At 43.3% G+C, this 18063-nt stretch carries 17 protein-coding genes; 10 read left to right on the top strand and 7 right to left on the bottom strand.

Annotated features, from left to right (window positions below; all coding sequences use genetic code 11):
* Window positions 1-4: 4 nt before the first annotated feature.
* The 4 genes from ACXQIQ_RS06615 (at window position 5) to ACXQIQ_RS06600 (ending at window position 3515) form a co-directional block, all read left to right on the top strand.
* A complete protein-coding gene (locus tag ACXQIQ_RS06615) occupies window positions 5-514 on the top strand; it encodes a nucleoside deaminase (RefSeq protein WP_439299556.1) in 510 nt (169 codons plus the stop codon).
* Window positions 515-582: 68 nt separating this feature from the next.
* Window positions 583-1488: a DUF899 family protein gene (locus tag ACXQIQ_RS06610; RefSeq protein WP_439299557.1), complete on the top strand. Its 906-nt coding sequence runs from the start codon at window positions 583-585 to the stop codon at window positions 1486-1488.
* Window positions 1489-2068: 580 nt separating this feature from the next.
* Entirely contained in the window at window positions 2069-2866 is a 798-nt protein-coding gene (locus ACXQIQ_RS06605; RefSeq protein WP_439299558.1) for a DUF4397 domain-containing protein, read from the top strand.
* Between the two features lie 4 nt (window positions 2867-2870).
* Window positions 2871-3515, top strand: a complete 645-nt coding sequence (locus tag ACXQIQ_RS06600; RefSeq protein WP_458025968.1) for a class F sortase — start codon at window positions 2871-2873, stop codon at window positions 3513-3515.
* Between the two features lie 47 nt (window positions 3516-3562).
* Here the strand turns inward: ACXQIQ_RS06600 and ACXQIQ_RS06595 are convergent, their stop codons facing one another.
* Window positions 3563-5227: an alpha-glucosidase gene (locus ACXQIQ_RS06595; protein WP_439299560.1), complete on the bottom strand. Its 1665-nt coding sequence runs from the start codon at window positions 5225-5227 to the stop codon at window positions 3563-3565.
* A gap of 214 nt (window positions 5228-5441) precedes the next feature.
* Here ACXQIQ_RS06595 and ACXQIQ_RS06590 point away from each other — a divergent pair, with 214 nt between their 5' ends.
* Both ACXQIQ_RS06590 and ACXQIQ_RS06585 read left to right on the top strand, forming a co-directional pair.
* Window positions 5442-7136: a DUF2339 domain-containing protein gene (locus ACXQIQ_RS06590; protein ID WP_439299561.1), complete on the top strand. Its 1695-nt coding sequence runs from the start codon at window positions 5442-5444 to the stop codon at window positions 7134-7136.
* 164 nt (window positions 7137-7300) lie between these two features.
* Window positions 7301-8758, top strand: coding sequence for an amidase (locus ACXQIQ_RS06585; protein WP_439299562.1), 1458 nt, complete (start codon window positions 7301-7303; stop codon window positions 8756-8758).
* A 36-nt stretch (window positions 8759-8794) separates the two neighbouring features.
* On the opposite strand, the gene ACXQIQ_RS06580 is transcribed toward ACXQIQ_RS06585, so the two are convergent.
* From ACXQIQ_RS06580 to ACXQIQ_RS06555, 6 genes are all read right to left on the bottom strand, one after another.
* Window positions 8795-9370 (bottom strand): hypothetical protein, encoded by a 576-nt coding sequence (locus tag ACXQIQ_RS06580; RefSeq protein ID WP_439299563.1) that lies wholly within the window; start codon window positions 9368-9370, stop codon window positions 8795-8797.
* A gap of 163 nt (window positions 9371-9533) precedes the next feature.
* On the bottom strand, window positions 9534-10364 hold the full coding sequence (locus tag ACXQIQ_RS06575; protein ID WP_439299564.1) for an arylamine N-acetyltransferase: 831 nt from the start codon (window positions 10362-10364) through the stop codon (window positions 9534-9536).
* A 121-nt stretch (window positions 10365-10485) separates the two neighbouring features.
* Entirely contained in the window at window positions 10486-10944 is a 459-nt protein-coding gene (locus ACXQIQ_RS06570) for an SRPBCC family protein (RefSeq protein ID WP_439299565.1), read from the bottom strand.
* A gap of 437 nt (window positions 10945-11381) precedes the next feature.
* A complete protein-coding gene (locus ACXQIQ_RS06565; protein ID WP_439299566.1) occupies window positions 11382-11633 on the bottom strand; it encodes an atypical membrane-integrating protein (Mistic protein) in 252 nt (83 codons plus the stop codon).
* A gap of 88 nt (window positions 11634-11721) precedes the next feature.
* Window positions 11722-11916, bottom strand: coding sequence for a small, acid-soluble spore protein, alpha/beta type (locus ACXQIQ_RS06560; RefSeq protein WP_226547824.1), 195 nt, complete (start codon window positions 11914-11916; stop codon window positions 11722-11724).
* Between the two features lie 78 nt (window positions 11917-11994).
* A complete protein-coding gene (locus tag ACXQIQ_RS06555; RefSeq protein ID WP_439299567.1) occupies window positions 11995-14016 on the bottom strand; it encodes a molybdopterin-containing oxidoreductase family protein in 2022 nt (673 codons plus the stop codon).
* A gap of 141 nt (window positions 14017-14157) precedes the next feature.
* Between ACXQIQ_RS06555 and ACXQIQ_RS06550 the strand changes: the two genes are divergently transcribed.
* The 4 genes from ACXQIQ_RS06550 (at window position 14158) to ACXQIQ_RS06535 (ending at window position 18007) form a co-directional block, all read left to right on the top strand.
* Window positions 14158-14352, top strand: a complete 195-nt coding sequence (locus ACXQIQ_RS06550) for a hypothetical protein (RefSeq protein ID WP_439299568.1) — start codon at window positions 14158-14160, stop codon at window positions 14350-14352.
* Window positions 14353-14500: 148 nt separating this feature from the next.
* Window positions 14501-15718 (top strand): MFS transporter, encoded by a 1218-nt coding sequence (locus ACXQIQ_RS06545; protein ID WP_458025965.1) that lies wholly within the window; start codon window positions 14501-14503, stop codon window positions 15716-15718.
* Between the two features lie 275 nt (window positions 15719-15993).
* Window positions 15994-17013, top strand: a complete 1020-nt coding sequence (locus ACXQIQ_RS06540) for an ABC transporter ATP-binding protein (protein WP_439299569.1) — start codon at window positions 15994-15996, stop codon at window positions 17011-17013.
* Complete coding sequence (locus ACXQIQ_RS06535; protein WP_439299570.1) at window positions 16982-18007, top strand: ABC transporter ATP-binding protein; 1026 nt, start codon at window positions 16982-16984, stop codon at window positions 18005-18007. The genes ACXQIQ_RS06540 and ACXQIQ_RS06535 overlap by 32 nt, the downstream gene beginning before the upstream one ends.
* Window positions 18008-18063: the final 56 nt, after the last annotated feature.

Here is an 18063-nt window from a genome sequence, read left to right as displayed (position 1 = left end):
TCGTATGACGATACAAGAACAGGACCGATATTTTCTCGAGATGGCTATGGACGAAGCAGAACGAGCCGAAAGTGAAGGAAGCATTCCGATCGGGGCAGTTCTGGTTGGTCCAGATGGAAATTCATATGTGACTGGACGGAATCGTGTGCATACGAAGCACGATTCAACCGCTCACGCCGAAGTGGATGCAATCCGCAACGCAGGTGATGCATTGATTAAGAACGGACAGGACCGCCAATATACACTTTATACGACGGTGGAACCATGTGTCATGTGCACAGGCGCAATCTATTTATCCAATATCAAGAGAGTAGTATGGGCTTTAGATGATGGGAATTTAGGTGGTTACCGCATGCTGAGTGAAAGTCCTCAATACAAGGAGAGGTTCGTCAACATCGTTTCGGTGTCAATGCCGTTCATTGATTTGGCCAAAGTGCAAAGAGAACGGATGATTCGCTGGGGAGTGGAGAACGGGAAAAACAACAGTTGGCCCGAAATCGACAAAGAAACCTAAAGGATTCTTCCGAGCAATCAAGAATGCATAATACAGATCTTTAAAAAATCTGAGGAGGTCTGTATCGAATGCATGTCCAATCGATTATTGATGAAATCAACCAATTAGGTGAAGAAATTCTGAAAAAGAAAAAACAACTCGCAGAATTACGGAAGGAAGTCCCTGAACAGGAAGTTGAAAATTATCGTTTTCGCAACCGTGATGAAGAGGAAGTGACGCTGTCCGAGTTGTTTGATGATAAGAATGAATTGATTGTCATTCATAATATGGGAGTCGGCTGCAACTACTGTACGTTGTGGGCGGATGGTTTCAATGGGGTTTATCATCATCTCATTGAGAGAGCTGCCTTTGTGGTGAGCACACCGGACGAGCCTGGTGTGCAAGAGGATGTCGCGGCCGAAAGGGGATGGAAGTTCCCGATGGTCTCTACGAAAGGGACCACATTCAAGGAAGATATGGGCTATGCGAAGGACGGCTATAATCATCCCGGGGTATCGACATTCCGGAAAGACGCTGCCGGTAAAATCTATCACTATGCGCACACCCCACTAGGTCCTGGAGACGATTTTTGTTCCGTATGGCATTTGTTCGATCTTTTGCCAGGGGGCCCTGCTGATTTTAAGCCGAGACGGAAAATCAACCGTGAGACCTCATTGCAGTTGACGAACAACATTGCCATTCAAGTGAATGATTATGAAAAAGCTGTGCAGTTCTATGAAGAGACAATCGGTATGAAGGTTGAGAAAGATCTCGGTGACGAGACAAGGCTCTCTTTCAATGGGATGAACTTTTTCATGGAGCGCTCAGATGGCAACCAGGTCTTTTTCGAATTCGCAACGGATGAATTTGATGAGATGAAGGCACAGTTGCTGGAAAAAGGTTGTGAAATCACGAAGGAATACAGTGAGAAGAGCGTGATGATGGCCGATCCATACGGCATGAAGTTCCATCTTTTCGAAAGCAGTAATCAGTGACGGATTGAAGCTAGTGAGCAGTTCTGTTTGGGAACAAACAGGACTGCTTTTTTTGTTGGAGAGGCTAATCATCCCTATCAGAGCTGAAATCTGGAATGATGGTGATGAATAGAGGCTAATCATCCCTATCAAAGCTCAATTCTGGAAAGTTGGTAATGAATAGAGGCTAATCATCCCTATTAGAGCTGAAATCTGGAAAGTTGGTAATGAATAGAGGCTAATCATCCCTATTAGAGCTGAAATCTGGAATGATGGTGATGAATAGAGGCTAATCATCCTTATCAAAGCTGAAATTCGGATTGAAGGTAATGAATAAGCCCCCAAGAGACCGCGAACACTGCTTTCACACTACACAATGCCACACAAACTTCTCCCTTCGCTAAAATACCCAATAAACTAACAAGGAAAAAATTTTTTCTACAAAAATTCTTATCCCAAATCCCTTCTACATAACGTTCAATTCTACAAAAAAATATTTTGAATTCGAGAAATTAGAATTCTAAATGTTTGAATTCTAAATTTTTCAGGTATATAACCAATGTCTTAAAAAATAATACAAAAGGATTAGGAGTGGTTAGTAGTGAAGAAATTTTGGAGCATGATGTTAACAGCAGTACTTGTTTTCGGCGTAATGGGGGGCACCGTTTTTGCAGACAACCATGATGCGATGGTCCGAGTATTACATGCATCACCTGATGCACCTGCTGTAGATGTTTATGTCGATGGAAATGCTGTCGTTGAAGGTGCGGAATTCAAAGCTTCTACAGATTACATGAACCTGCCTGCTGGAGATCACGAAGTGGAAATTTACGCATCTGGTACGAAAGGTGATCAAGACCCAGTCATCTCCCAAACACTGACAGTTGAAGAGGGAATGGCATACACAGTCGCTGCAGTCAACATGTTGGAAAACCTTGAACTCAAAGTTGTTCAAGACTCAATGGATGTAACAGAAGGTAAGACAAAGGTACGTGTTGGTCACCTGTCACCGGATGCACCGACAGTTGATGTTGGTATGATCGGTGGAGACGCAATCTTCAGCGGTGCTGAATTCCCGATGGTAACAGATTACATGGAATTAGACGCTGGCACATATGACCTTGAAGTCCGTACGAAAGATGGAACTCAAGTATTGGATCTTTCCGGTACAACATTAGATAAGAATACAGTATACAGTGCCTTCGCTGTAGGTACTGCTGACAACCTGGATGTTCTTCTACTGAAAGATTCTACAATGATGCCAGATAGCATGCCTCAAACAGGTATGGGTGGAGCTTCTAATGACGCAATGAACATCATGCTACCATTTGTCGCTGCTGCTGCTCTAGCTGGAATTGGTGGAATCGTATTCTTCCGTCGCAGAGCTTTGAATCAGTAAGGTCATGATGATGAACAAATGGTTTGTCGCAAGCATCATCGTATTCATCCTAGCAGTCGCGAACTTCGCATTCGGTCAAGAAGATCAACCGGTAACCGTTCAATCGGCAAAACAAGAAACGATTCTTGAGCCAAAAGTTCATTCCATTACGGAAGACAAAAAGCAGACTTCCTCTCAAATGAAGCAGGATGCTCTCATCCAAAAAGGGCTTGTCCCTACTAAGATAGAAATTCCTGCGATTGAGGTGGATGCACCGATTGCTGCTCAAGGATTGAACGAGAGTGGAGAGATGACGGTTCCGGATAACGGGGAAGAGGTTGGATGGTTCGAGCCAGGATCCATGCCCGGGAATCCAGGTAATGCAATACTGGCAGGTCACGTTGATGACTACACTGGCCCAGCTGTCTTCTTCCGACTTAAAGAATTGAAGCCGGGTGATGAAGTGATTGTAACGGGTGAGATGGGAGAAACCTTGACTTTCATTGTCCAGGAAGTCGTTGCTTACCCGAAGAATGAAGCACCGTTGCGACAAATATTTGGTCCGTCTAACGAGAATAATCTCAACCTATTAACATGTACGGGAGTCTACGATCGCTCGATCAAAGATCATGAAGAACGTTTAGTCGTCTATACAAAACTCAAAGTATAACAATAAAGGATGGTCCGCAATCTAAGTGCGTGACCATCCTTTTGCATTTATTGATAGAGATAGACGTTAGCTTCATAGGGTTCGAATGTCACTTTACCTTCAGCAGTATCACTTGATTCATAGTTTGAGAGAAGCGGCTTCAGTTGATTCGCACCTTCCATCTCGTTAAAGTCGAAATCTACAAGTTCATTCGTCAAGTTCGTAATGACCAATGCTTTTTTCGAACCGAAAGTACGTGTATAGACATATAATTGAGGATGTTCAGGGAACAACAAATCATAGTTTCCATACACCAAGACATCGTTTTCCTTACGGATTCGGATCAGCTCTTTGTAATAAGAGAGGATGGATTCTGGATCGTTCAATTGTGCTTGAACATTCAACGTCTTGTGATTCGGGTTCACACCAATCCATGGCTCATGACTGGAAAAACCAGCATATGGAGAATCATTCCATTGCATCGGTGTTCTTGAATTATCACGACCAGTCGCCCAAAGGATCTCCATCATCTCCTCATGACTGCTCCCGTTTGCAATTCCTTCATGGTAAAGGTTGTGCATGCCGACATCATCATAATCTTCAATAGAAGGGAATTGAACATTCGTCATCCCGATTTCTTGACCTTGATAAATGTAAGGCGTTCCTTGCATGAGGAAGTAGCACGTTGCCAGGGCTTTTGCAGATACTGCGTGATACGCATCATCATCCCCGAAGCGGGAAACCGATCTTGGTTGATCGTGGTTTTCAAGGTAAAGCGCATTCCAGCCTCGATTTTCGAGACCTTTTTGCCATCCGGTCAGGATGTCCTTGAACTTGATCAAGTCGAATTTCCGCTTGTTGTCCTTATCCCACAGTCCCATATGTTCGAATTGGAAGATCATATCGAAGTAGCCGTTCTCTTCTCCGACCCATCGTTCTGCGTCTTCGATTTTCACTCCGTTCGCTTCACCTACGGTCATTATATCGTATCTGTCGAAGGTCTCACGCTTCAATTCTTGTAAAAAATCATCGATTCCTTCACGGTTCATGTGACCATCAAAGGAAGGAACATACCTTTTATTTTCAGGATTCGGCATGTCCGGGAACCCAGGTACTTTCTTGATGTGGCTGATTGCATCGACACGGAACCCATCAATTCCTTTATCAAGCCACCAATTAATCATATGATAGACATCATTTCGGACTTGTTCATTTTCCCAGTTCAGATCGGGTTGCTTCGTATCGAAAAGATGCATGTAATATTCATCGGTTTTTGCGTCATACTCCCACGCAGAGCCACCGAAAATCGATTCCCAGTTGTTCGGCTCCTGACCATCTTTTCCTTCGCGCCAGATGTAGTAGTCACGGTATGGGTTATCCTTTGATTTACGAGACTCGACGAACCACGCATGCTCATCCGACGTATGGTTCACGACTAGGTCCATAATCAATTTCATACCACGATGATGGACTTCTTTCAGGAGTTGGTCGAAATCCTCCATTGATCCGAACTCGGTCATGATATCCTTGTAATCACTGATGTCATAACCATTATCCGCATTTGGAGATTGATAGATCGGGCATACCCAAATCACATCAATTCCTAAGTCTTTTAAGTAATCCAATTCTGAAATGATTCCTTGAATATCTCCAATCCCGTCACCATTACTATCTTTAAAGCTTCGGGGATAGATTTGATAAACCACGCTTTCTTTCCACCATTGCTTATTCATTGTCTCTCTCCTTAATTCTCTCTATCTTTTTAAAATAGGTACTATATCGATAATTAGTGCAAGCGTTTGCATTACTTTGTAATCCTTATGATACCGTTTTCTTTTTTAGAATGCAATGACGAAACGAAAGTTCTATCCATATTGAAATAAAATGAGAAAAAGGAGGTTAGATACAATTTGTGGAAATAGAATGGTGGAGAAAAGGGGGTAAGAAATGAAGAATCATGATAATCAGAGAATAGAAGAGCTTGAGGAGCGAGTACAAAAATTAGAAAAGCGGATAGATGAGCTTACAGCCCAACCATCGACCGCCCTCAAACCTCAAATCGACAAGAAGCCCGAGGTGGTCAGCCGACCTAGTGAAACACCCGAGCACAAGCAACCTGTTCAACCTTCTGAACCGAAAGAACCAGTGGATTGGGAGCGTTTGATCGGTCAGGTTTGGCTGCCCCGAATTTTTATTTTCGTTTTACTGTTAGGAGTCATATGGGGATTTAAAGCGGCATCGGATTATGGCGTCCTCAATCCATCTGTCAAAACCGTCATCGGTTATCTCGCAGGGTTCGGATTGATTGCTTTAGGGGAATGGCAAATCCGGAAAAAACGAGTGGCTCTTGGTCAGGTTCTACTCGGAGGCTCAGTGACCGTGCTTGTTATCGCGACATTTGCCGCCCATGTGATGTATGGATTCATCGGGCCGACATTTGCTTTCACGTTGAATCTCATCTGGGTTGCCGCCGGCATTTATTTTGCAATCAGGCATAAATCCGAAGTGCTCGGTGTCCTCGGAACGGTCGGTGGATTCCTCATCCCATTCCTATTGGACAGTGATTCTGGTAATACGTTGTTTTTCGTTTCGTATGAGACGGTTTTTTCCATCATCATGCTTTTATTTGCTTTGAAAAAGAACTACTGGAAACTCCATATTGTCGCAATGGCTTTACTTCCGGTTGTTCTGTTGTTGTACAGCTTATTTACGGGTCTGGAAAAATTCCCGGCTGATTTGAATTCGTTAGCGGTACTGACTTATGGCATGGTCGTTCAGCATCTTGTGTTATTAGGCATGTACGTAACCCGACCAGTTTATGAGAAGGTTCAGCAGTCCATTCTATTCATCAGTTTTTTAGCTGTGATCTTCTTTACGTATCAAGGCTTTGAAGACAATGCGATTGCCTGGACATTGTTATCAGCGGCCATCGTTTATTTGGTATTGAATGTCTATTTTCATTTTGAGAAAACCCTTGAGAAGAAGATCATCTTATTCCCGATTGCATGGCTTGCACTCATGTTTTATTTCATTGAAGTATTCGGCGACCGCGAGCTCGGACTCATTTTCCTTATACAGGGTACCGTTGGCATTTACCTCGGGCTACAAAGTAAGCTCAAAGTCCAGGTTTGGAGCGGGGCCTTCGTCTATCTCATCGGCGTGATGCGGACGGCAGGTCTGCAAATCGAAGTATTCAATTCCGTCCCGATGTGGAGTTGGGTTCTACTGATTGCGACGCTTTGGTTCCTCACTTATCAAGGAAAACGGTTACCAGAGGCTATCCCGACTGAAGTTAGAAAGGTGCTTTTTGGAGCAACAGCGTTGGCGATACTCGTGTATATCAGTCAATTAAGCTATGTATTTACGAAAGAACAATCTATCAATACGCAACATGTAGCGATGACCCTTTCTTGGATCGTGTACGCGATTGGTGGGATTACGTATGGCGTGTTGAAGGATCGGCAAGCACTCCGCTTAATCGGAATCGGGTTGATTTTCCTCTCTCTTGGTAAGCTGATTTTTATTGATGTGCCGAACGTTTCAATCGTTGTGCGGGCAGTACTCTTTATGATTGTCGGAGCAACCGGAATCGTCATCTCCCGTTTCTTTTATACGAAAGATAAACAAAAATTGAAGGAATGAATGCATATACGCTGACCTGCAGATCGTAGGTCAGCGTTTTTAAGTTCAAAATTTCATGTGTGATTTTTTTGGATATTAGAGGAATGTTCGCTCAATTTCTCGTATATAACCATAAAGGGTTGCAAAAGAAAACGCCGCATAAGGCGAAAAGAGGTGGGGTTTCTATGTCAATTTTGGATATGGATGCTTCGGAACTATCAGAAAAGATCAGGGAAGGGAAGATCTCTTCTCAAAAAGCGACAGACATATATATCAGACACCTTGAACACGTCAATCCATCCATCAATTGTTTAGTTGAGGATCGTTTCAATATCGCAAGGCAAGAGGCGAAGGAAGCGGACAGGAAATTGAAAGAAGGCCATGCGACAGGTCGTTTGTTCGGAGTCCCGATCAGCGTCAAGGAATGTTTTCATGTTGAGGGGATGAAGACGACAGGAGGCTTGAAACACCGGAAGAATCATATCGTCCATGAGGATGCGGAAGTCGTCAAGCGCTTAAAAGCAGAAGGTGCCATCATACTTGGAAAATCCAACACACCATCCCTATGTTTCTATCAAGAAACCGTGAATCCGCTCTATGGTACAACGAATAATCCATGGGACCCATCCTGTAGCTCAGGTGGATCGAGTGGTGGTGAAGGGGCCTTGATGAGTGTAGGAGGAGCTGCAGTCGGTCTTGGTGCAGATATAGGTGGATCGATCCGATTCCCAAGTCATTTCAATGGGATCATCGGTTTCAAATCAGGGAACGATCAGGTCTCCCAAAATGGCAATTACCCTTATATCGAATATGAAGAACAACAGAGGATGCTCGGTATCGGAGCAATGGGAAAGAGTGTCCGTGATGCCCGGCTCGTGAATAACATCCTAGGAAAAGCCAGTGACAACAGCTCACCAGATCTGAGCTCTTTCGAACTGGTCATTCCGCAATTCTACTCCTGTCCACTCGGTGTGGAAACAGGCCGATTAATTCGGACTGTGAAGGAGGATTTCGAGGATGATTTCTCCTTGCAAGTGGATGAACCGCCACTTTTCACCGAATCCACATTGATTTGGCAGCAGCTCATGTCTTTGGATGGTGGAAAGGCACTGAAGAAACATCTTCTCGTCAATGAGAAACAATTGAGCCCTTATATTGAATTCATTCGTTCCAAAATCTCAAAGTCAGATGTGCATGATTATCTGACCTGGGCAATGATCGGCATGCGTTTATTCCAGCCTTCCAAACGTCGATTGAATTACATCCGCGAATTTTTGAAATCGGGGGATGAACGTCTTCATAAGTATTTGGATCGAAGACTCATCGTCATGCCGGTCTATCATTCACCGGCCCCTGAGCATGGTGTTTTGTACAAGGAATTGTTCTCAATCCAGAAAACTTTCCTTCGTTTTCTGCCGTACATTGCATATGCGAATGTTTGGGGACTGCCTTCTTTGACGATTCCAGTTGGAGAAAGTGCAAAAGGTTTGCCTATTTCTGTGCAGATTATGAGCCGTGTCGGAAATGAAGAGGCACTTTTCCAATTCGGAGAATTACTCGAGAAACGGTATAGAGGCTATGAACGGTGCCGAAAGTATGATGAAACGGGAAAGAAAGAGGAAGTGGCAGCACATTTAGCCTGAAAATAAAAACGCTGACCTGATGGATGATCCGTCAGGTCAGCGTTTTATTTTCCCTTCATCGGGAACTTGTCGAAGTTCCCTGCATCGTTTAATGCAAGCTTCCGTGGAGCGAATCAAATGATAATTCCCTTTATCGATCCTAACTCGCAACGCAACTTGGAAAAGGGAATAAGCAGCGTCATACTTTCCTTCATCGAACTTACATTTTGCATAGTGCTGGTAAAGGAAATCCTTGTAATCTTGATACAGAGGGTTCTTATGCAATTTCATCATCAGTTCATTGAACATTTGATTCGCTTTCGTAAACTCTTTTTTCCATTGGTATGTATGAGCAAGACGTAATTGGTTCACGAAAATCTGCTTATGGTCTTGCAGGATGTCATGTTGGTCAATCGCAGAATGAAGTCGCCTTTCACTCTCATCCAAGTCCTTTACAATTCTAGAGAAAACCCCAATACGACCGTTCAGTAGGGCTTTTAAGGATAACGGTTCTGTCGTCTCGAGTTGGTCACGCCAAAAACGAATTCCGCGCTTCATATCCTCGAGATCTTCTGGCTGTTCACGTAAGTTCCGGTCAATATGGAAATTCATGTTGAATGGTATTGCATCCATATGAATCTCTCCTTCGTAAAAAGCCTAATGATATGAACCGAATGAATGCCACAATATGATTAATCTTGTCTTATATACGATGAGGGTGACGACTTTTCCTTCGTCTTTTGTAAAAATAAGTCTATTATCATGCATTCAAATCGGTTATAGGTCATTGGATGCTCTAAAATAGCTGAACCCCACGCTGCTCTAGAAAGTTTGCTGCATCTAAAGCGATGTCCGCTTCTATTCCAAAGACTTGATTCACTTTCTTCGACCAGTCGTAACGATTCTTGAAGTGAGAGACTTCCTTCGTATATTCATTTTTGCGCGTGATCGTCTCGTTGTTTAAGTAATAGCAATATCTTGGTTTAAAGATGGTAGCACTTAATCTGCGCATAACCTTATTGTCTTCTACATCCCAGTGGGAGTCTTCGATATCTTGGTTGAAATCCACAAGGGTGAGAGGCTGCCAGTCGATATCTTTTTTAACAAAAGATTTCCCGTCTGCATGTCTGTCAATCGAGTAAAGTTGATTCTCTAGTTTACGGAAAATCACTTCTTCTCCCAATTTCCGAAACCTGTATAGACCTTCTGATGGTAAACGAATCGGATTGAACAGAGGGCATCCGTAACCGACATCCACATAGTAATTGATCTGATTAAAATGGACTTGAATGGCAATGTGACCCGCATTGACTCTTACAAGAGAGCAATCATAGCCGATCGACCGCAGTAATTTTGAAAAATGAATATTCAATGGATAACAGGTTCCGCCCCAGCCATGCTCCATATGACGCAATAGGAATTCATCCGTACTAGGTATGAATGAACCTCGTTCCTGGAGAGTCTGGGCATAATAGAATTTGCTGAAGTTTTCATAAGGTATCGTATGGAGGTGAGCACGGATCAGAGATTTCAAGTGAGGCAAACTCAGGCTCTGTTCATGTACCCTCAGTATTTTCAAATATCGCTCAGTGGTCGTGGTGCTGAGTGGCTGCTGAAATGTCTTCACGATGACCTCCTTTTGTCGTTCAACATGATGCATTTTTCAAATCATAAAGAAGTTGTCCTTATACTGAAGAAAGGATACTTCTCTAAGTGTAAAAAAAACTGTTGAATTGCTCAACAGTTTGTCATACGGTCACGCTCGCTTCTTGCTCCGACAATCGTTTCAGACTCGTCATTTGCTTGTGAAGGATTCGTTTCGTCATTCCACTGAATAGGAAGCCCATTACTTTAGTCAATAGATTAGCTGTACCCATTTCTGCCCGGTAATCCAGTCTGGTTCCATCTTCCGTTTTAGTCAACTCATAGAATGCTTTGACGGAAAAACTGTTGTTCCCAATTTGAACCGCACACAAGTTGGGCTCATCATAGGCAATGACTTCCCCATTGTACTCCATCACCCGTCCACCTTCTTTGATCTTTTGAATGAATTTCGTTCCGACGGGATCTTCAAGGTCTAAACCATCTGGATATTGTGTGTCTTGTAGGCCTTCCATCCAGATTTTCTGTTTTTCATTGTCATTGAGACAGTGGAACACAGTTTCAATTGGCGCATGTATTTCAATCGTATAGGTGATGTCTTTCATCTACAAATACCTCCCAGAACTTTTCTCGTTGTCCTTTTATTCTACACGGATGGCGAATGACCTTTAAGAACCCAGAAAAAAGAGATCCAATTTCATACACCTTACGTTATAATGGAAATAATTAGGATTGATGCAGGGAGGCTAGGGCATGTTTGAATACATATGTGAAGAATGTGAGTGGATCGAATATTCGATTGAACTGGAACCAAAGAAAACATGTCCTGAATGCGGCTTCTATATGGAAACGAAAGAAACGACGAATGAATGAACTGCATATTGAAAAAGTCCAAAGCAACGGTAAAAATGTGTAAAGGCTGTCTCAAATTTTTGAGGCAGCCTTTTTATGTGGAATTAGGACTGAATTCTCCGCATTTTTCCATGATCCGACAGAATAACGACCTATTTCCTGGGTAATTTGCTTCACAAAATGACAAGAGCTACTCTTCATCTGCTGGTGCATCGAGCCAGGACAAGGCTTCCTTGATCAGATTGTTCAGCTTTTTATCAATAAAATCATCACCAAATTTTTCTTTCGCTTCTTCAAGATCGGAAAGGACTTGATCATCGAGCTTGATGATCGGCTTATCTTCTTCAATTTCATTATACATCTCTATAATGGAGTCAAGACCTTCTGACACTCGATCGATGGCCCGGCTCATTTCATTGTATTCTCGCTTTTCGGCTTTCAAAGTAAAGCCACCTCCGTACATACTGGAAAAATAGAAAAGAGATTGGCCAAACGTAAGTTGGTCAACCTCTTTTATCCCGGGTGTTGAGTTATCTTCCCCCGCCTAATTGCTGTTGAGCCATCTGTACAAGTCGCTTTGTAATCTCTCCACCAACAGATCCGTTTGCGCGAGAGGTTGTTTCAGGACCAAGTTGGACGCCAAATTCTGAACATATCTCAGCTTTCATTTGATCGATTGCGGCTTGTGCACGAGGAACCACTAATTGGTTGCTTTCTTGTGCCATAAAGATTGCCTCCTTCAATTGGACGTTTAAAAGGGAAATTTTTCCCTCTTGAACTCAGTATTTTACCCCTTCTGTATTTTATTCAGGTAAATTGTGGTAAATTTTCACATCCACAAAACAATTGAAGAAAGTTGCACCACCACCGGCATCGGATAGAGTGTCAGGGGTTAAATGATTAATGGAAAACCGCTCGTTATCCTCATCATCCCACCACAACCCTTGCGTGACAATCAGACTTTCCTTCACATCCTCCGTCACTTCTGCTCTCATCCGTACATGACCGAGATCATTGAAGATTTCTACCATCGTCCCGGATTCGATATTACGTATGCGTGCATCTTCAGGATGGATATAGACGACCGGTTTTTCAAGAGCTTGCAGAGACTTTTGGTTGCTGAAAGTCGAATTGATGAACTGATGGTTCGGTCCTGAAATCAACTGAAGCGGGTACTGCTCAGCAACTTGTGTTTGACTACTTTCACGGGGAAAACGGTTATCTAATCTGATTTTACTTGATGGAGTATGGATTTTTTCAGGTACTGATGTACTTTTATCATATTTCAGTTTCGCCCAGCCTTGTTCTCGCAACGTTTCGTAGGTCAATCCATTCAAATAGGGACTATCGGGGTTAGCCAACGCATCTCTGATCATATCCTCTTCGGTATCTTGAAAGCAGGCATCGTCAAAGCCCATATGTGCGGCCAACTCTTTGAAAAGGGTGAAGTTGGACTTACATTCGCCCATAGGTTCGATTGTAGGTTCATTCAATTGGACGTATAGATGCCAGTAGGATTTGTAAATGTCCATGTTTTCAAAGTGACTGGTCGCTGGCAATACGAGATCCGCAAAACGACAGCTATCTGTCAGGAACAAGTCATGGACGACGGTGAATAAGTCCTCCCGAAGCATTCCTTTACGGACTAGGTTCTGATTAGGCGCGACCTGAGCCGGATTACAGTTATAAACGAATAGTGCTTTGATCGGGTTTTGATCATCGACAAGTGCTCTTCCTAACTGATTCATGTTCGTAGTTGTAGCTTCAGTATTCTGGTGGAGGTCCGGGCGCTGAAGTTTTTCAGTATTCCATTCCGCGTACCCTGCATTTCCTTTAAGAGCACCACCACCCAGCTTTCCCCATTGACCGGTGAGTGCAGGGAGACTGGAAATCGCTTGAGTGACTGCTGCTCCATTCACATGATGCTGCAAACCATTTCCGATCCGGATGAAGGTAGGAGAGATGGTCCCGTACATTTTACTTAATTCAAAAATTTCATCTATTGAGAGCCCCGTCTTATGAGAGACGACTTCAGGCGTATATTCCTTCACTCTTTGTTGCAATCCATCGAACCCTTCCGTATAACGGTCGATGAAGGAAGAATCGGTCCAACCATTCTCAATCAACACGTGCATGATGCCATAAGCTAGAACATCATCTGTTCCAGGCCTGATTTGATAAAACTGATCCGCCCATTTTGCTGTGCGATTGCGATGGACATCGATGACGACGATCTTTGCGCCGTTTTTTCTCGCCATGTTGGCATAGACGACTTGATGCAAGTTCGTACTGATCAAATTACAGCCCCAGATGACGATCAACTTCGAATGTATGGTATCTTCCGGGTCGATTCCCGCAGATTTTCCCATCGTCTGGATATATCCTTCAGCACCCGCTGCATTACAAATGGTTCTGGCGAGCTTTCGGGATCCAAGCCGATTGAAGAAACGTCTGTCCATTCCTTCACTGTTCACAATCCCCATATTTCCAAAGAAGCTATATGGTAATATAGCATCTGCTCCATATTGAGAAATGATGTGATGAAAGCGTTGAGTAATCTCCCTATATGCCTCTTCCCAAGTAATTCGTTTGAAAGAAAAATTCCCTTTTGAACCCTCTCTCTTTAGTGGATATAGGATCCGTTCAGGGTCATTGACTCTTTCAGGCATTTTACGAACCTTATGACATATCAGACCTTTTGTTACAGGGTGATCCGGGTTGCCAGTCACATTCGTGATTTTGCCGTTTTCTGTTTCGACATGCAAGCTGCATGTATCCGGACAGTCCAATGGACACACGGATCGATGTATGGTCTTCGAACTCAATGAAAAGCCCCCTTCAATATGTAAACCTCACTTGATAAAAGATTAACATTAATTCCTGAAAGGTGAAATCAATTTGTAGATGCATAGTTCCTAAAATGAAGGAAAGCCTATAGGAAATGCTAGATGAAAGGAGGGGTGAACATGAACTGGAAAAAATACTTATTTGCTTGTATGTCAGCGATTCTTTCTCTAGGTTTGTTGTTTGGATGTGCTGGTGGTGGTGAAGAAGAGCAAGAGCCAACAGAAGAACAAGAACCTGCTGAAGAGGAACAAGAGCCAGCTGATGAAGAGATGCCTGAAGAAGGCGGTGAAAATGGGGAAAACAACGAAGGTTAATCCAGCAATGGGGTGGCGAATGAAGCTCACCCCATTTTTTATTGGAAACCCTCATCAAAATGAGTGCATTGGGGGTCATTTCATTTTATAATAGTAATATATTTAGAGGCTCGAAATAATTTTTTCGGGTGAGAGGGGATCGAAAAAAGTGTGGAGAAACCGGAACTTCTTACTTCTGATGTTTGGTCTGGCGGTTTCAAGTATGGGGCTTTGGGTTGGAATCATTGGGAATCTTGAATTTCTACAAAAGAATGTGGAGTCCTCATTCCTGCAAGCATTGATTATTCTCGCAGGATTTCTTGTTGGAATCTTCCTGGCACCGATGGCAGGAAGGGTGATCGACAGGAGCAATAAAAGGAACATCTTGATTTATGCAGGGTTTGCGCGATGTATCGCGATCTTGTTCATGTATTTAGCCATAGCAACCAATTCGGTTTGGTGGATGCTCATTTATACATTTGTAATCGGAATCTCGGGGACGTTCTCTAATCCAGCGATGCAGACGATGATACCGCTTATCGTCAAGAAGGATCAACTTCTGGCAGCAAACAGCGTTCACGTAAACATCTTCACTGGCGCAAGAATCGTAGGAACCGCACTCGGTGGGGTCATGTTGGTCGGCATGTCATTATTCTCTCTTTATACCGTCACGCTCATATCTTACGTCATCTTATTGATTGCCACCTTCTTCATCCACGTTGAAGAAGATGTGAAGAAGACCGATGAGAATAAGAAGAAAGAAAACTTTATCAGTACATTGAAAGATCTCTACCCAGTCGTACGTAATCAAAGAATGGTCGTAAACGGTATTTTCGTATTAATCCCGGCTTTCTTGTTTATTGCAGGATTCAACCTAATGGTCATCGAAATCAGCGAGTTGCAGAATAATCCTGGGATTAAAGGGATCTTGTATACGACAGAAGGACTTTGTGTATTTCTTGGGACATTCATCGCAAATCGATTCTTCAAAGAAAACCCGAAGCTTTCCTATATGCTCGGAATAACATTTATCATCGCTGCCGCACAGTTATCCTTAGTGTTCGCAGATCAACAGATCATGTCCGTCATTTCGTTCGGGATCTTCGGTCTTGCAGCTGGTACACTATTCCCGGTAGTTACGACGATCTTCCAGACGGACGTTCCATCTGATTATCATGGACGATTCTTCTCGATTAAAGGAATGGTGGATAATATTATTTTCCAGGCTTTAATGCTTCTAACGGGGTTATTCCTAGATACGATCGGGTTCAAGATGATGGTCATCAGCTTTGGAATCAGTTCCTTCGTATTTGTTACTTTCCTCCTTGTCCGAAACGTAACGGAAAACGGCAGGATAAAGAAGAATCCTGTCGCTATACCAAAATAAATGTCGAAACAAGCACAAGGCGCAAAATAAAGTTTTGCGTCTTTTTTCGTGTTTTTTTATTTTGTCACAAAATCGGGTCTATCGCTTGATATATAAGAGATATTTCGACGTCATCACTGAAAGTTTTATTTCAAAAATTACATTTTGTTTAAATTTATCAGAAAAACATCTTGAATGTTCCCCGGTATAATTTTATAATGTTTTAAAATAATTCAAAAAATATAAAAAGTTCAAACAATGAGCTTCTAGTCGCTCATACTAAAGGGGGGGCTTGATTGGAAGAGTTATTACGCGTCGAAAATTTAAAGACCTATTTTTTCGACAAAAAAAAGACCATTAAAGCTGTAGATGGAGTCGATTTTGCCATTAATAGGGGGGAGACCGTAGCTCTGGTTGGAGAATCGGGTTGTGGAAAGAGCATGACCTCACTATCCATCATGCAGCTCGTACCTGCACCTTATGGGAAAATCGTTGAAGGCGAGATCCACTTAGAAGGCAAGAATCTAGTCCGTTACACCGAAAATGAAATGTGTAAGATCCGGGGGAATGACATCTCGATGATCTTCCAAGAACCGATGACCTCCTTGAATCCCGTACTTACCATCGGTGAACAGATTACAGAAGTTATTACATACCACAAACGGCTGCCTCGGAGAAAAGCGGTCCAACAAGCGATAGAACTCCTCAAGCTTGTCGGAATACCGAGGGCGGAATCCATCATCTCAGATTACCCACACCGTTTATCTGGCGGAATGAGACAACGTGTCATGATCGCTATGGCAATGAGTTGTGATCCTAAACTACTTATAGCAGATGAACCTACCACAGCACTTGATGTAACCATCCAAGCACAAATTCTAGACCTGATGAAAGACTTATCGAAAAAAGTGAATACATCGATCTTGTTGATTACACATGACCTTGGGGTCGTATCGGAACTGGCTGAACGCGTCATCGTCATGTATGCCGGACAAATCGTAGAACAAGCAAGCGTAGACGATCTGTTTGAGGAACCACTCCATCCATATACGCAAGGCCTGGTCGAATCGGTACCGGATATCGATGCAGAAATCGGACGGTTGAATCCGATTAAAGGAAATGTCCCGACACCTGACCAGATGCCAGAAGGATGCCGATTTGCACCACGTTGTGCGCATGCTTTCGATCGATGTTTTAAAGAAGAACCTCAACTATTACAGAAAAAGTATGGTACAAGAACGGTCCGTTGTTTCTTGTATGAAGATGAGGAAAAGGGGGCTGAACATGCAAGGAAGGACCAATACTCTCACCGTTGATCAGCAGAAAGGATCTGCTTCAGAAACGATTTTAGAAGTTTCGAACCTGAAAATGCATTTCCCGATCAAAGCTGGAATCATGCAAAAGACGGTCGGTCATGTAAAAGCCGTCGACGGCATCTCATTCAAGATGAAAAAGGGGGAAACACTCGGGATTGTTGGAGAGTCAGGCTGTGGGAAATCCACGCTAGGACGGACGATCATCCGATTGTACAAGCCTACTGAAGGAAGTATCCATTTCAACAATCAGGATATCACCTCCGTTAGGGAAGGTGATCTCAGAAAGTCTGTCAGACGTGAAATGCAGATGATCTTCCAGGATCCATTTGCTTCTTTAAACCCAAGGAAGACCCTTGAAACAAGCATCATGGAACCTTTGAAGACACATCAGATCGGCGGTCAAGGTGAACGGAAGGAAAAAGTAGAGGACCTACTTAATACGGTCGGACTCGATCCGTCCTATGCCAACCGTTATCCGCATGAATTCTCTGGAGGACAACGACAGAGAATCGGAATTGCCCGGGCACTGGCCTTGAACCCTGAACTGATGATTGCGGATGAGCCTGTATCTGCCCTGGACGTATCCATTCAAGCGCAAATCATCAACTTGATGGAAGATCTACAGGAGGAATTCAACCTCACGTACTTATTCATATCACATGATTTAGGGGTTGTCAGACACATATCCGACCGAGTAGGCGTCATGTACCTCGGTAATATGATGGAGCTTGCCGACAAGTATGACTTGTATAAAGAACCGATGCATCCGTATACTCAGGCACTCATGTCTGCTGTACCGGTACCTCGCAAGAAGGGTTATGCCAAGCGGGAGCGGATCATCTTGTCAGGCGATTTGCCGAGCCCATCCAATCCTCCAAAAGGATGCGTGTTCCATACACGGTGTCCAGCAGCGATGGATGTTTGTAAACAACAAGTTCCGAAGTTTCAGGAAGTACAGCCGAATCATTACGTTGCGTGTCATCTCTACGAATGAGATGTTACATAATTTTATCACGCGGAGGGAGGGAGATTGTCAGTTGTGTTGGAGCA

Source organism: Pseudalkalibacillus sp. Hm43 (assembly GCF_054170705.1).
This window is presented reverse-complemented; position numbering and strand designations above follow the sequence as displayed.